Source organism: Aestuariispira ectoiniformans, assembly GCF_025136295.1.
In the GTDB taxonomy this organism is placed as follows: Bacteria; Pseudomonadota; Alphaproteobacteria; order UBA8366; family Aestuariispiraceae; genus Aestuariispira_A; species Aestuariispira_A ectoiniformans.
Genome location: NZ_CP062788.1, coordinates 21,113 through 37,482 on the forward strand (window position 1 = coordinate 21,113; position 16,370 = coordinate 37,482).

A 16,370-nucleotide genomic window follows, 5' to 3' on the forward strand; every position below is an offset into this window, starting at 1 on the left:
GCACCTAGCGCAACATTGCCCGGTACTCGGCCGCCTTATCATGAAACTGTTGATGCCACAATTCCAGACTCAACAACCCCCAGGTCTTTCGTGAGAAGCGTCCCACTTTGTCAAAATTCTGCAACACTGCATCGTAATTGATGAAGTCCCTGGTCTTTGTTTTGGAGCCGTGGAAAATGTCCTGAACCATATCAGAAAGCTCGCCCGCAAACCACTCACGCAACGGCACAGGAAAGCCCATTTTATCTCGCCGGTGCACCAATTCTGAGGGCAGCACATCTTTGTAAGTCTGCTTTATCATATGTTTCATATGGCCGCTTTCAAATTTGATGTCAGCGGGCACAGTCGCGACGAATTCTATCAGCCTGTGGTCAAGAAACGGGACCCGGCTTTCAAGTCCATGCGCCATACTCATACGATCTTCAACTTGCAGGAGCGCCGGCAGCAGACACTTAAAGTCAAAGTGGGTCATGCTATCGAAATATGCCTCTTTGCGAACGTTACGATGGTTATTGAAGATCGCCTTGAAGTCTTCAAATACCTTTTCGCGATTGAGACTATGCCAGTCGACTTCATCCTTCATATCGGTCGAGCGATCTACCAAACGGAAGTAACGCGCATCCAGCGGTTCAAACAGACCTTCGCGCCAGAATTCCTTGATAAGGGGCTTATATTCACGCAGAACTCCGAGATTAGGAATGATCGATTCCGGCGTAACAACGAAGTTTCCGTTTTTATATGTACCGTCTATGGCCGCTTTGATTGCCTGCTCAAAATAGGCGACAACATAGCGGGCGTAACCACCGAAAATTTCATCCCCACCTTGGCCACCGAGAACGACTTTCACATGCTCACTGGCCAGCTTCGAGACCATATACTGAGGAAAGGAGCCGGGGCCGGCTGTCGGTACGTCAAGATGATAGACAACCTTTTCGATATGGTCGCAGAAGTCTTTCGCGGATATGTCGATCTGGTGCAAGTTCTGACCACAGGAGTCAGCTGCCATCTGTGCGTAATGGCTTTCGTCATAGCCGTCAAAGCATGTGAACTTTCCGTGAAAAGCTTGATTGTTTTCCGGCGAGTGACGTATGGCCAGACTTGCGATTAGGCTTGAGTCGATGCCGCCGGAAAGATAACTGCCAATCGGAACATCACTGCGAAGATGCACGTCAATGGAATCGTCCAATAACTCCCTAAGGCGTTCATCGAAATATTTGGCGGTATGCATATAGTCAATGTCATAGCAGACATCCCAATACCGCTCGATTTTGATCTGCCCGTTTTCCAGTACCAACTGGTGACCGGGCATCAACTGCTTCACGCCTTCGAATAAGGTATGTTCGCCTATCGTATATTGAAATGTAAGATATTCTGAAAAGGCACCTGCATCCGTCCGAATATCGGGAAGTAACGGGAGAAGCGCTTTGATCTCAGAAGCAAAGATGAGTGTGTCGCCAACAACTGCATAGTAAAATGGTTTGATACCGAACCTGTCGCGTGCGGCAAATAAGCGCTTTTTACGTTCATCCCAAACAGCAAAGGCAAACATTCCACGCAGATGGCTTGTGCAATCGCTACCGTATTTTTCGTACGCAGCGAGAATCGTTTCGGAGTCCGACGAGCTCTCAAAGTTCCATTCTGAGGAGAGCTCCCTTTGCAATTCGAGATAGTTGTAAATTTCACCGTTAAACGTAAGCACCGAACCATTTGGGGCGGTCATTGGTTGCGCACCGTGATCGGTGAGGTCGATAATGGACAGTCGGCTGTGCGCAAACCCGACGTTCGCCTCTTGCGCCATCCACGTGCCGGCACCATCGGGTCCCCGATGCACGATCAACTGATTCATTACATTGAGTTTGTTCTCTAGATTAGGAACAAAGCCGTTGTTCAGGTTTACAATTCCCGCGACACCACACACTCTAATCACCATCCACTACAAAAAGCGGTTTTTTCACGAGTAAGACCGCATAAACGCACGCACAGGCTTCTTTACCAAAACGTGTAGGACTTGTAACCCTTTCAACGCAACCAGATGAAAAAAATTAAAGTTCATGGGGCTACGCCACCGCAGAAGTGACTGCTTCCACTACTCTGTCGACCTGATCATTCGACAAATACGGATGCATCGGAATGCTGATCACATGTTTTGCAAGTTTCTCCGATACGGGCAAACCTCCCTGCACGACTGGAAACGACTTGTAGCCGGTTTGCTGATGCATCGGCAGAGGATAATAAACTGCGGTTGCAACCCCGTTGCTTCGGCATGCAGTTTGGACAACATGCCGATCCTCTACGACAAGCGTGAATTGCGCCCAAACAGACTTAAGCCCTCTTGGCACTTTCTGCCGTTGAATATTTGACGGAAGCTTTTCCGCATAGCAGTCGGCTATGCAATTTCTAGCACGAATCTCATCTTCAAATATCGCCAGCTTCTCAAGAAGAATTGCCGCCTGCATCGTGTCCAGGCGACTGTTCAGCCCCAAGCGGACATTATCGTATTTATCGGCGCCTTTGCCATGGAAACGAAGGGAACGAAGCAGTTCCGCTTTTTCCGGGGAAGACGTCATGACCGCGCCGCCATCCCCATAACAACCCAGTGGCTTCGCCGGAAAGAAGCTTGTCGTAGTGTAATCCGCCAGGGTTCCAGTGCGCATACCATCCAATTCAGAACCCAGGCTCTGCGCAGCATCGGCCACAAGGAGCAGTCCTTCGCGATCTGCTATTTTTCGCAAGGCAGGATAATCACAGGGAAGCCCGAACAGGTCCACGGCAACAACGGCCCGTGGTTTCAAGCCAAGCCCGCGTGCGGTTTCAAGGCCCGCCTCCAGGCTCTTGGGGTCGATCGTGAATGTGTCCGGGTCCACGTCCAAAAAAATCGGGGTAGCACCAGTTGCAGGCACGACTTCAGCCGTAGCAACAAATGTAAATGACGGGGCGAAAACAGCATCCCCTTCGCCAATCCCTTCGGCCATCATCACCAAAGATAGGGCATCGGTTCCGTTCGCACAGGTCACGACATGATCGGCCCCGGTAAAATCGGAAAGCTCTTCTTCAAGTTTCGTGACTTCGGGACCCAGAATATATTGGCCATGATCGAGGACCCGTTTTATTGCATCATCCACCCGATCACGAATCTTTAACTGCTGTGCGGCTAGGTCAATTAGAGCAATCGGAGCCGTCATCGGTAATTTCCTCTAGAATGTTTTCCCCAACCTGCCGGTAACGATGCCCCTCTCTTGGGCAGACAAGATCCTCGCCGAGGATTTCTCCGGAGCGGCTGACCCAGCCGATTCTTTTCGCAGGAACCCCTGCCATCAAAGCAAAAGCAGGCACATCTTTCGTAACGACCGCCCCCGCTCCTACTAAGGCATATTGACCGATGGTGACGCCACAGACGATTGTACAATTCGCGCCGAGAGAAGCCCCCCTCTTAACAATCGTATCCCGATACTCGTCCTTCCGCTCTACGGCAGCACGTGGATTGATGACGTTCGTGAAGACCATACTTGGCCCACAAAACACTTCGTCTTCAATTGTGACGTTATCGTAGATGGAAACATTGTTCTGAACTTTAACCCTGTCCCCCAGGACAACACGATTGGCAACAAAGACATTCTGACCGAGAGAACAGTCCTCCCCGATCACAGCACCTGCACAAACGTGCACCCAATGCCAGACACGACTGCCCCCTCCTATGGAGGCGCCCTCATCGATGATCGCCGTGTCATGAAAGACAGGGCCCCGTTTATCAATCGGCATATTAGGCCTCTACCTGGCGACACAATGGATGATAGTCACCTTGCAATGGTGACTTGGCGCTATGGCGGATATCGTACACTGTTTCAATGCAGGGACGTGCATCGTCCAGACCAAAGCCACCGCCGGAGAGGACATCCCGATAGCTTTCTGTATGAAGTTCAGTAAATCCGTCGGAGAACTCAAGCTCTTCGGTGCCAATGCGAATAGACCGGAAAGTCCTCTTTCCAGCACTCACAGCCTGCTCAGGGAGGTAGTTCGCATTGATTGAGAGGAACCAACGCACCCGGGCTCGCTCATATTCCAAATAGCCAGACGCAACGTCGGCTTCATGCAGATGCACGGTGTTTTTCTTCACTCGGCCAAAGACCCACCCGAGCATATCGAAAAAATGAACGCCAATATTCGCCGCAACACCGCCGGATTTGGTGTCGTCCCCTTTCCAACTGACGCTATACCAGTGACCACGGGACGTCAGATACGTCAGATCAACGTCAAAAACTTCGTCGGAAGATGAGTTCTTCACCTTTTCCCGCAGCGCCTTGATTGCCGGATGCAACCTCAGTTGCAGTATGTTGTAGATGCGGGCATCGCCCTCCCGCTCTACCTCGCGGAGGGCATCGACATTCCACGGAGTGAGCACAATCGGCTTCTCACAAATTGCGTGGGCATTATTTCGAAGAGCATGGCGGATATGAGCATCATGAAGGTAGTTCGGGGAGCAAATGCTGAAGTAATCGACAGCCTTGTTACGCCGACGGAGCAGGTCTATGTGCCGGTCAAAGCGCTCAAACTCGACAAAAAAATCCGCCTCAGGAAAAAAGCTATCGATTATTCCAACCGAGTCATTGGGATCAAAGGCGGCAACAAGTTGGTTCCCGGTATCCTGAATAGCTTTCATATGACGTGGTGCAATATACCCAGATGCCCCAACAAGCGAAAAATTTTTCATAGCCTCTCCCCCGAAAGATGCCTGCAAACAACCCTATAAAAAACCACATGTTTAAGGGTAGAATCATTAGTGATGGCGAAACACCGCGTTTTATCTATAATAAAACTTGGTATTTTGAAACTGGAAACATAAATATCTATCCGCCCTTTTTGGAGTTGGCCTATTCCAGCCAACCGTTGAGATGACGTCCAAATGTCCGTAACACTCTGGAGAAAAACAACCTTCGGCGCGAGTGTGGCACACCCCCTTTAACTGGCCAGTACATTCGCCAGTTTACGTTCGAAACCCAATTGCAAATCACCCCCATCTAAAAGCCGCAAGCATTAATCGCATAGCCTCACCGGGCGTAATTAAAGCTTTCCGCTGGCGGTGCAGCACTTTTAGTTCATCCGGTTTTGGCCAAGAATGATAGGACGATTTTAACTGTGACTGGGGGGTATAGAGTTCGAACGACGGTGCACTGCATTGAAATGCCTGCAGCACCATCGACGCCAGAAGCTTACCCGCGGCAATATTATTGTTGACCATATGCTGGAAGACACTACCGGTCTCGTCGCGTTGAATGGCGACCTGGCCAAGAGGAGTTCCCTCATCCAGGGAGGGTGTAACCTCGAAGACGGTCGATCCAATCGGCGCTCGTTTTGTTCGCAATGCGTGGAATTCCCCCGCGATCCCTTTGAACGAAGGAAGCAGGCTCGAATGAACGCACCACGTTCCATAATGCGGAATGTCCAATATTTTGGGTTGAAGAATATCCCCCACCCTAATGATCAATAAATCAACGTTACTATTCTGAAGTTCCGCTGCGATTTCCGGAGAAGAGAAGTCCGCAACTTTCCGATAGCGGACCCCTCGCAGTTGCGCGGCACGTCGGAGTGAATAGAAGGTCCCGGTTTGTGGGGAACAGCGGAACACTAAGGTCAGAAACTCATAGACTTTAAAGGCGCCGTTGGTAAAAACCAGAAACAGCCAGTATCCGAACGCCATACGCCGTAAAAGGGATATTGCTCCACCTATTATTGACGAGGTTCCTTTTCGCGGCGATGCCGCAATGTACAAACCAGTGATCTGAATATCGGACATATTGAACAACTGAGCGAATATAATATTCGACGTCATATCGTCATTAGCGAATATGGCGACTTTCATTGTTTGGCCTCGATCAAGGTTTTTTAGCCCAAACAGAAATTGGTTCGTCTTCATCGGAGGATACGACCTGGCATCCCAAGCCAATAAACCGCTCACAAATCTCGTCCTGTGTTGGGAAAATAAGACTCGGCGGAGCTATATTTACCAGAACGACCTCCCTGCACGATGCCCATGAAGCATTGCTCAGACTAATTCCGCTTGCAGTTGGCAACAGCGACAAAAATGGCACAATTAGATCGGCCACACGACTTTGAAGGAATGCGGGAAGCCTCGTGACCATGGAGCGGACCAAACGGAAAATCAATCCAAACGCATCGTTTTTTCGAGGGTAAAACCAAACACCGATGATCCCACCCGGCCGGGTAACGCGGACCATCTCGGAAAGGCCTTTCCACGGGTCTTCCATATAGGCCAAGACACCGTATGAAAAACAAGCATCCACAGTGTCATCCTGAAGAGGTATGGATTGACCATCGGCATGGAGAAGCGTGGCACCAGGAACTCTTTGAGCCACAGTACACAAGCCCGATTGCGAGATATCCAATCCAATCAGGTCGAGTTCAGGATTAGCCTCTTTCGAAAGCGCCAAATGAACGCCATCCCCCGTCCCAACATCCAGCCAGCACCCTCCACCACTTTTCGAAGAGGCGGATTTTAGCAAAAAAGTCAAAAACCGGTGGGCGGTTTCTTTTTTTGCGGTAGGAATGTCCGGTATTCGGTTCTGCTGCCAATGCTCATCAAAATACCCCGACTTATCCTGCAGGAATAAATATATGCCTTCTGAGTTTCTCTTGAATTCTCCGTGTGTCGGGCATTGGACCGCCCCATACGTCCCCTGAAGCTGTGTATGACAATACGGACAACGCATTCGGCCATTAATCGTGTTCACGCCAAAGCCCCTAATTCTGCATGATTTCAATAATGCGATTGGCGGTTTTCAAATCCACCCCACGATGAACCGGCAGGTTCACAACGCAGTTGACATAATCACGGCCGAACCCTTCACCAAAGCTCAAATGGTTCTTGTAGGCAGGTAAATCCGGAATGAAATAGTCGATGAGCTCACCCAATTCGATCCCAACATCACGCGCTGATGACAGATAGCGCGCCGCATCATTCGTACGAACAACATAGTGTGAATAGGTGGACCCATCGACATGGTCGGGCAGAGTGATGTTCGAGACATTCATCAAGTTCTGCCTGTAGTGATCAGCAATCATGCGGCGGTGCGAAACAATATCCCGATATTGCGAGATTTGCGAGATACCAACCATGGCTTCAAAAGGACTCATCCCCGAAAGATAGTCCAGAGGCATATCTATTTTGTATTCGTCAAAATAGCGGATAAAGCGATCCAGGACCCCTAAACCGGACAATTTATGAGTAAGACCAAACATCGCGGGGTGAAGAGAACAAATCGCTGAAATATAATAGAGACGCCTCAGAACCGCTTTCTTCTGCGTTGCCGGACTAACTAAACGCTGTCGGGAGACGCGGACAGCCTCTGCCAAATCCGGATCATCGGTCGTGACCATGCCCCCAAATACGCTCGTTATTAATTTGCTGAAGTTGAGGCCATAGACGGCTGCAACGCCATGTTTATGTACGGGCTGACCGTTATGCGTACAAAAGAAGCTATGTGCACAGTCCTGAATAACTGGGATATCGGGGAAACGACGTTGAAATTCTGATAGTTTTTCCAGATCAACGGGCTCGCCGAAGATCGATGTCGCAATTAGAGCACCGGTATTTTCGTTTGCGGCTTGTTCCACCAAAGCCATATCCATCAAAAAGCTATTCTTAGCAACATCGACAAATACAGATTCATTACCGCTATATTCGACTGCATGGGGCACCACCACACAAGTGTAGGAAGGACAAATAACCTGACGGCCCGTCAATCCCAAAGCATCGAGCAAACAAATAAGGCCGGTTCGTCCATAAGGGAAGGCAATGGCATGGCGTGTCCCTGCCAATTCGGCAAAGGCCGCTTCGAATAAAGCAACGGCATCTGAAGGAGAGGGGCGCAAAACATCAAAAATTCCGGACAGGGGAATATTGGGACTTAGACGGGGAACCATCATCTGTCGTCCGAACATTGCCAGTATCCCTGGCTTGCCATGTGAATAGCCTGAAAGGAATTTACGTGCTCGACTCTTTCCAGGCCCGCCACGGGAACGTCCCAGGTGTCCTCAATAGAGAAATCCGGACCCAACTTTATCGTCCTTTTGAAGATAGCACCCGATACACGTTTTCGCGTAATGAGGAGATACACAAGTATCTTTTTGATTGCATTTCTAGTGCATTTAAAACGCAGTGCGGTTAGACCAAGCAACCTAAGAACAATCATTTGAAAGGACGAGGGGAGCGCAACATGGTACTTCAGCAACGGCCCTTTCACACAAAGCGTTTCTGAATTCAGCCATTCCGTCTCTATGTGGTCGCTAACAAGCTGGCCAGTATACCAATCCCCTTTTCTGTCACGGGCACAGAAACCTGCATTAACTTGACAGCTTTTTTCAGAGTAGCGCTGTACCACGCCCCCCTTTTTCCAATTGATGACCGTGTAAGCCCCACTGGATCGGTGAAACAGCAGTCCGGCATCATCAAACCGCTTTGTCTCACTTCCCTCTCTCTCAAAGGGTAGTGATTGCCCTTCGGGTTCAGTTTTTTTTGTTGCTGCAACTGCAGCACGGCAGAAGCTGTTAAACATCGGAATTAAATTGGAATCATCCATTGCGGCAAGACCGACGACGCTTCGCTCCGCATGCGATCGGCGCATAAATTTCGCCATTGATGCAGCCATTGGGATAGTGCCTGCCAACTCTTCAATACCGGCGGGATATAAGAAACGCGTATTCCGGCTCCCATACAGGCCACCATAAGAACCGTCCGGATGGCAACACCATGACAGGAAGTCAAGGGCCTCCGCAAGCTTTGGCTGAAGGCCCAATTCAGGAGCCACCCGATCAAGATCTACAAGATAGTCCATAGTCAGGGATTGATACCCTGGGTCAGCTCCCTCGTATTCCCGAAACCACCCTTCCGGCGATCGATGCTTTAGTATAACGGCCAGTACTGCATCAATGTGGTCCGTTTGGTCTTCTCCCGTTTCGCTGTGCCACCGCGCCAGTGCCGCCGCTGCCACACTGAGGTGGTTGCTAATGATCCCGTGGCTTTCCCGGTTACTGGACAAATGAGATATCAGAGGAGACACAATTCCCAGATATCTTTGCACCTGTTCTTCTTTAATTGCTGTACGCACAAGCGAAATAACACGCAGCAGGTCGAAGGCAACAAGAGCGGTGACACAATAGCTGGACTCATTCGGAAGTATTTCATCCAAGCTACCATTCTTCCGAATGAGTTTTGATGTGCCTTCAAAAATACCTTCTATGCGGTTCAGGACAGCCGTTTCCGGAAACCAACTCGGCAGAAGACCGCCGGCCAACAACGCTGCCATACCATGGGCAGCTCCTTGAAAGGTTCCATTGGCAAAATCTGTCCCTTTCCACGCCCAGCGATATCGGTCGCCAATTCCATAGGTCGTACTGATTATATTTGTATCGAACAGGGAGAGCACCCTCGGAAGAACGGACTGCACATCGTCGTAATAGGGCACGTGGAGACTAGAATCCTGCATTGCGACCTAACTTATCCAAATCCTGAAAGCCAAGTTGAGGAACTGGCTGCTTGTTTCGACTGCCTGTAGTATAGGATGGCCTTCCGCATTAGGCCCCGTAATTCTTCACTGTCCGGTTTCCCAGACAGAAGCCTTAAACACCGTCACCAACCCCTGCTTTTCAAAGTAGCGGTCCACAATCTGGCCAAAGGTCCTCACCCGGTTACCCCCATGGTGATCCGGAACGGTTTCTGTCCGGCGTTCGAATTGGGTGTTCACCCAACTTACTAAAGTGGAGGAGGCGTTGCGTTGCAGGATGGTGTCCGATCTCGTGGTGTCGCCCACCAGTAGAGCAAGATAGCGCGACATATAATTGACTTTTTCATCCTCGCTGAATGCAAGCCAGTCATCTGCCATCAAATTACGGTATTCACGAATTTCTTCGTCATAGCGCATCAAAAACACATTATTGCCGATAATATGCAGTCCTCTAGCCACACCACTACACCGCGTTTCGTTCTTGAGTTTCTTGTTATTCACGTCCGACAGAAAAACCGTAAGATACACGTTTGGCTGTCGAGCTATACGTCCGGAAACATTATAAAATTCCTTGGGATCCACCAACCCAACAGAGAGGTATTCTTGGAATTTCCCTTCCCAGACTAGAGGGTTGTAATAAAGATTTTGCCATCCGTGCCCCGAATCCGCATTGACCATTACATTGACGCGATCACCGATCGACCGCTGGCGTGTGTCGTAGGGAATAGTCGCGGTGCGATAGGAGATCCCGGGTCCTTTCCGGTAATAGCGAATTAGTCCCCGGAGGCTCCAATCCGACGGCTGGGGAATTGCCTCTTCCGCATATAGGCGCATTGTCGTGAGATATGGCCGGTCGTAGAGATATTGATACCCGCTACTACCAAGAAGAATTGTCGCGTCATCCGGTATCCCGCAAAACAATCCCTCACGTATGGAAGAATGCAGACTTTTCTCACTTAGGCTGGCAATGTTGGCCGCTGAAAACGTTTTTGTGGCATACGGCGATAACCACAAGAAAACAAAAGACAGTATGAGGGTGCCACCGTTAGCCAAAATCTTGCGTTTTTTGAATAAAGCTCCCAGTTGGCCAATCATCAGAAAATAGCCGATGGCCGACAGAGGCACGAGTATGATTGCAATATTTGCGCTGTAGCGGGGCGCTTTGTTTGCAACCAGGAAAACAAAAAACAGCTCATACAGAACTATGTTTAGAACAAGAAAGGTCGCAAGTGCCACCGGCCTAGACACCGGCCTTTTGACGATAGTAGCGCGCAGCCATTCGAAACAACAAAAGCCTATCGAAAATACGCAGCCGACCAGCACAATTCCGCCACCGGGCCAGTCCGTTAAAAACTTCAAATAGTGGGAAAATGGAATATGGAGCACCTCAAGGAAGGTGTTTCCTTTCATGAGTATGGTCAGGGCCCCGAACCAGAAGTCATTTCCGAAAATGTACCACCAAATTAGAAAAACAAAGCCGCCTCCACTCGCAAGGGACAGGATTGGCTTCCATGCTTCTTTGCGGAGCCTCCAACCCAGGTAGAGCGCAATAGCCGGAAAATACAGCATGACAAAATAGCCATACCAATGCACCGCAAGGCTCGCCGCAATACTCACCCCCACCAACGCGGACAGTACCAGCCCCTTCCTGCCTTTGTAATTGCACAGCAAAAGATAGGAAAAAAGGACCACAATGGCGAAAACCAGACCAAAAGAAAGATCAGGCCTTACAGAAACCATCGTATGCCGAAGGCCCGCAAAAATGGTAGCAAGCGCCAAGGTCAAAATTGCTGCCCCATCGCCAACTTTCAAACGGATAAAATAGGACGCACCCAGGATTCCTGCAATGCCGGCAAACGTTGACTGCCAAAGAAGTTGCCATGGCCCAATGCCAAATAACCGAACCCAAATCGACACCAGGTAATAGTGCAGGGGAGGATGAATTATGAACTTGTCCACTCCAGGATAGAAGAGGTCCTGAGCATGAAATGGGTACGTCCAGTTACCGGTGAGGACATAGTTAATAGGGACATTGGAAACAGAAACACTCTCTCCATCCAATATCGTTGTGGAGAGGAGTATAAAGATGGCACTCCATATAAATATACCGGCGACAACCAGATAGGAAGTTAGCTTCGCCCCCCTGCACAATAAAGCACTCTTCACCATATTACTTCACCTGAATGCGTTGAGTCACTTGAAGCAGGAACATCACGAAATACTTACTTCAAACGATTTTTCAAACAATTGCTGTTCTGTGATATCAATATTGGATTTTCTACAGAATATAGACTTAGTCCCGGCTTACTAATCCGGAAATAGGGAATCTGCCTATCAAAAGCTGGATCAATCGACCAAGGCCCGAAGGGCGTCGATGCCGTCATGCGAACCACTACTTCAGACGTAACTCGCGGAAAAGCTCCGAAAACCGTGAAGTACCCGTTCCACTTATCCCCCTTCTTGAAAACAAAGCTTGGGTCTACTTTGTTCCTGAATATTGATGCGATTCGAAAACCGGAACTATCAAAAACCAACGGCCTATCCAGGAAAACCCTGCTTTTATCGGTTTTGGTAGCAACCAAGACCTGTACGTGATCCCCCTTATCATCCGAAATTACGACCGGCAAACCGGGCCGTAACCCGTTCACATCCTCAACCTCCAACTCAAAAGATGATCGTTCCCCAGAAGTGACGAGGCCATGATATCCGCCATTCTTATACATGACCTGATGGTTCTTATATGGCCCGAGCACGGAGCCCTGCGACACGGCAACTGCAGCCACCGCCTCACTATAGGAAGGCTCGCCGAACGCCAGATAAAACAAATAATATGTATCTTCCGATTTGCACAGATATGACGGTGCAACGCCTGACGCTTCAAACTCTTGGTCGACGGTAAACGCAATTCCCTGATACGTCCAATTCACGCCGTCTTTACTACGACTGACGCCAAGTTTTTGGCCGGGACCGGACGGCCCCCTAATATTAGCAATCATAAGAAACGGGAACTCTTCTTCGGGAAAATAGCCAATATGTGTCGATCCAATCCCTTTCTCTTCCGCGCCGGGAATGTCTTTCGAGGAGAAAACGACGCCTTCATAGGTAAATGCAGAGCCGTTCTGAGATGTCCACAAGCCGACTTTGTGCCAACCTCCCGAATAGATAGAACTATACAGGTAGGTCTTACCACCAACTCTTACCGCAGATGGCCATGCCAAATGCCGTGCGCCGATCGATTTAGGAGATAGGACTACGTGCGACCTGGGATACCCGTCTTCATTGTATTCCGATATCGAATAATACCGGTCTGCACCATACTGATTCAGGAAAAATGCGTTTTCAGCGTGACCATCCTCTAAATAAAAAAAGCCACTTAATAAAATGAAGAAAAATAAAAAAGAATCTCTCACTCTTCTCTCTCTATCATATTTAAGTGAATCATTAATTATGACTCAATTATAAAAAATATTACAAGTATATATCAATATACCGTTCAATAACATCAAACGACTATTCTGCATATGAAGCCTAATGAATTTACCAAGCCTATCCTGCATCACCTTTACCCACCAGCAAGCGAATGACAATGCCATAAGACACTTGCTGTTTCCTGTCACCTCCAATTGGACATTTTACTAGGCCGCAGACTCATAACTTCTGATCCAGATGCGGCATGAAGCGAGCTTGACGGCAGCCAGGAAATTCTCTGGGTTACGGTCGTATCGCGTGGCGATGCCCCGGAATTGCTTGAGCTTGTTGAAGAAGCGCTCGACGAGGTTGCGCTGGCGATAGACCCAGCTTGAGAAGGCGAAGGTCTTTTTGCGGTTCCGTTTTGGCGGAATATTGGCCCAGGCCTTGCGCGCGTCGGCAAGGGCGCGGATGGCGTCACTGTCATAGGCCCGGTCGGCCAGCAGGATGGCCCCCTCCTTCAAGTCTTTGAGCAGGCCCTCCGCTGATCGGCCGTCATGAGCTTGCCCCGGCGTGAGGGCCAGTTTCACCGGCCGACCTTCAGCGTCGACAAGGGCATGGATCTTGGTCGTCAGTCCACCCCGGGAACGGCCCATGCAGCCATCGTCAGATCCCCCTTTTTACCGGTCGCACCATGCTGATGGACCCGGACGCAACTACTGTCGATCATGACGATGTCGCTGTCGTAAGCCGCTGAGATTGCCTCCAAAAGCCGATCCCATACCCCGGCCTTGCGCCAGCGGACGAAGCGATTGTAGCAGGTCGTATGGGGGCCGTAACGCTCCGGTATCTCCGCCCAAGGCGTGCCTGCCCGGAACCGCCACAGAATGCCGTTCAGCACCCGCCGGTCATCGACACGTGGTACCCCGCGCGGCTTGTTCGGCAGCAAAGGTGCGATAATCGACCATTCGAAATCTGTCAGTTCGTAGCGGCGGCGGCTCATGAAAACTCCCTCGTTCGGCAACAAGAGACATGAATCACATCAAGACCGAAAGGGGAATCCTGTTTATGAGTTTACGGCCTAGCGAGACCAGGCCGCACTGCAGATCACCCTTTCAACTTTCCCGACACTATTGGCATAGTATCGCGAAGGGACCTATATGCGGACATGCTCCGATATAGACCAAATCTTTTAATATGACTATTTCACATTAGGAAAGAGCATGCCTCGACAGGGCTGCACTTAAAGCAAGCCACATAACAAGACCCTGCCCCGGTCTTTGAGTGTCATTATATGGACTGACCGTCTTTATCTCGTCGCGTATCGAAAATCAGTGTCAGCAAGTCCTCAAAGCCTTCGCGCCAATCGTAGTCCTCAGACAAGGTATGAGGGTGCCAAAGAACCGAAACCTCACCCTGAACAGCTGAAACTTCGGACAATATCCGCTTCATCGCTTGAATACGGCCCTCTCTGGAAAGAGGCTCATAGGCATATAGATGTGAATCCATCAGGACCAGAGGACAGATAGTAACGTCATGCGCGCACCCCTTCGCAAAGTTCCAGGGCCGATAGGCTAAAGCCGTACTGGCGCGAAATCCCGGGCGATTATTGAACCCAAGCGTTGCATCACTGGAAAGGCCTGCGCCAGCCTGGCATTGCCATGTATGTTGCCATGAAAACCGCAACCAGTGTTGTCGTATAGTGGATACTTCCGTTCCACAGGCTTTTTCCAAAGCTATTTTTTCTCTTTGGAGAAGAGCTGGGTTCGCCCAACTGTCAAAAGAGCCATGCAAGCCAATACGCACCCCCCTGTCTGCCGCTGTTCGCAGAAAACCTGCAATGCGCTTGTCAGTCAGGCGATACCCTGGATCGAACAGCCATTGCCGAAACGACCGGAAACGCTTTTCCGGATGGGCATAAACGTAGAATGTCGGCCGGTACTGGTACCGCTCACTATATTCCACGAGTTTTTCCAACTGGTAATAATCAGGTGTGTAACATGCCATCCTAAAGAGATTCTTGAGGGACGCCTTAACCCCGACGGCCTCACCCCTCACCACCATTCTGACTGTATTGAATACCTCGAAGGCCGACTGTTTCAAACGGATCGCCAGCGTTTTGTCCAATGCGTCGACGTCATGACCGATATTAACCTTCGGCACCGTTTTTCTTCTTGCTCTGCTTGGAAAATACAAATCCCTGATGATTAGAAAAATGCGGTTTGCCCAGGCATAATCAAACAGCTCATCAGGCTGAAACGTTAACTTTGTCGAGTATGATTGAACGCTGCCAAAGCGCTTTTCATATTGGTATTCCCCCGCGCCACTCAGGAATGAAAAAGCCGCTAGGATCCAGTCGTATTGGTCGCCTTCCGGATAGACTGCTGCGTTATCCATCAGTAGTTCGCCAGCGACCCCATGAGTTTGCAACTCCTCTGGCAAAACTATCCTCCGCCATGAACATCCCAGGTGACGGGGAGAAATCAGCACGTCGGCAGCACGTCGTTCAAAAAAGACCGCCATTTCCGATGCAGGTATCTCCCCCCAATAATGGGCCCCGGCATTCAAGACGTAAGCAACAATATCGCGATAAGTGATGTCCGGATCGCGGATGGTCATTGTTCAGATCGTTGAACTCTTAATCTTTTTCGAACCGTGCGACGCCAGCCACCTTGCGGCCAATGATACAATATAGTCATCATCGCATAACCGAATGTGGTTACGTTCAATGCAATCTTGCTTTCACTGGCTTTCAGGTCATAGCGCAGAACAAACGGTACTTCCTGAAGCTTGGCTCCCAGCAACTTGAGTTTCACCAATTTCTCGACGGTACAGCAGAACCCCAACCCGCGTAATTGAAGGAAATTTCCTTTGTAAAAGTCAATAGCGCGTTGAATAAGACTGGCTCGATAGGCTCTGTAACCGCAGGTATATTCCTGTAATCCCCCCATCGGAAAACAGACCCGAAAGATAATATTCGCCACTTTGCTAATCACGGTCCGGTCATTCGACAGGCCGACCATTCCACCACCAGGCAGGAAGCGAGAGGCTATGGCAATATCCGCACCGTCGCGAATGGCATTCACCAGATCCGGGATATACTGCGGGGCATGCGTATTGTCTGCGTCTAGCCTAATAATGATGTCGTCGGCCCCGGATAGTTCGGCAGCACACTCGAACCCGTCGCGAATTGTTTCCCCCAACCCACGGTTCAGGCGGTGCTCAACAATATGCGACTCATAGCGTTTCGAGAGTTCCTCCAAAAGCTCTTTAGAGCCATCAGAAGAACCATCATTCACGCAGACCAGGAAATATCTTAGTTGTGCCTCAGTACAGGCCTTATCGATATCTGCGAACAGTTTTTCAAGATTTTCCCGCTCATTGTATATTGGCAGGACGATATTCAGCCGCATGTTTCTTACCCAAGGTAATTGACCACATCTT

At 49.8% G+C, this 16,370-nt stretch carries 13 protein-coding genes; all 13 read right to left on the reverse strand.

Translation table 11 applies throughout. From position 1 onward, the window contains the following. Positions 1–4: 4 nt before the first annotated feature. Entirely contained in the window at positions 5–1,918 is a 1,914-nt protein-coding gene (gene asnB / locus IF205_RS00120; RefSeq protein ID WP_259781256.1) for an asparagine synthase (glutamine-hydrolyzing), read from the reverse strand. Positions 1,919–2,057: 139 nt separating this feature from the next. Next, a complete protein-coding gene (locus IF205_RS00125; RefSeq protein ID WP_259781257.1) occupies positions 2,058–3,182 on the reverse strand; it encodes a DegT/DnrJ/EryC1/StrS family aminotransferase in 1,125 nt (374 codons plus the stop codon). After that, positions 3,157–3,759 carry an acyltransferase gene (locus IF205_RS00130; RefSeq protein WP_311195719.1) on the reverse strand — a complete coding sequence of 201 codons (603 nt, stop codon included), beginning with the start codon at positions 3,757–3,759 and terminating at the stop codon, positions 3,157–3,159. Before IF205_RS00130 ends, IF205_RS00125 begins: the two co-directional genes overlap by 26 nt. 1 nt (position 3,760) lies before the next feature. Then, complete coding sequence (locus tag IF205_RS00135) at positions 3,761–4,708, reverse strand: Gfo/Idh/MocA family protein (protein WP_259781258.1); 948 nt, start codon at positions 4,706–4,708, stop codon at positions 3,761–3,763. A 297-nt stretch (positions 4,709–5,005) separates the two neighbouring features. Next, positions 5,006–5,911 (reverse strand): formyltransferase family protein, encoded by a 906-nt coding sequence (locus tag IF205_RS00140; protein WP_259781259.1) that lies wholly within the window; start codon positions 5,909–5,911, stop codon positions 5,006–5,008. Beyond that, on the reverse strand, positions 5,871–6,746 hold the full coding sequence (locus IF205_RS00145; protein ID WP_259781260.1) for a class I SAM-dependent methyltransferase: 876 nt from the start codon (positions 6,744–6,746) through the stop codon (positions 5,871–5,873). Before IF205_RS00145 ends, IF205_RS00140 begins: the two co-directional genes overlap by 41 nt. Before the next feature lie 10 nt (positions 6,747–6,756). Continuing rightward, a complete protein-coding gene (locus IF205_RS00150) occupies positions 6,757–7,956 on the reverse strand; it encodes a DegT/DnrJ/EryC1/StrS family aminotransferase (protein WP_259781261.1) in 1,200 nt (399 codons plus the stop codon). After that, complete coding sequence (locus tag IF205_RS00155; RefSeq protein ID WP_259781262.1) at positions 7,938–9,479, reverse strand: hypothetical protein; 1,542 nt, start codon at positions 9,477–9,479, stop codon at positions 7,938–7,940. Before IF205_RS00155 ends, IF205_RS00150 begins: the two co-directional genes overlap by 19 nt. A 126-nt stretch (positions 9,480–9,605) precedes the next feature. Next, the gene (locus tag IF205_RS00160) at positions 9,606–11,687 is read right to left on the reverse strand and encodes an ArnT family glycosyltransferase (protein ID WP_259781263.1); all 2,082 of its coding nucleotides are present in this window, start codon (positions 11,685–11,687) and stop codon (positions 9,606–9,608) included. Positions 11,688–11,740: 53 nt separating this feature from the next. Further along, positions 11,741–12,928 carry a glycoside hydrolase family protein gene (locus tag IF205_RS00165; protein WP_259781264.1) on the reverse strand — a complete coding sequence of 396 codons (1,188 nt, stop codon included), beginning with the start codon at positions 12,926–12,928 and terminating at the stop codon, positions 11,741–11,743. A gap of 225 nt (positions 12,929–13,153) precedes the next feature. After that, positions 13,154–13,929 (reverse strand): IS5 family transposase gene (locus tag IF205_RS00170; RefSeq protein ID WP_259779310.1). Its coding sequence is split into 2 segments (ribosomal slippage): positions 13,154–13,594 and positions 13,597–13,929, totalling 774 coding nucleotides; the frame shifts between segments, so codons are not numbered across the junction. Between the two features lie 287 nt (positions 13,930–14,216). Then, the gene (locus IF205_RS00175) at positions 14,217–15,545 is read right to left on the reverse strand and encodes a polysaccharide deacetylase family protein (protein ID WP_259781265.1); all 1,329 of its coding nucleotides are present in this window, start codon (positions 15,543–15,545) and stop codon (positions 14,217–14,219) included. Beyond that, positions 15,542–16,339 (reverse strand): glycosyltransferase, encoded by a 798-nt coding sequence (locus IF205_RS00180; RefSeq protein WP_259781266.1) that lies wholly within the window; start codon positions 16,337–16,339, stop codon positions 15,542–15,544. Before IF205_RS00180 ends, IF205_RS00175 begins: the two co-directional genes overlap by 4 nt. Positions 16,340–16,370 lie beyond the last annotated feature (31 nt).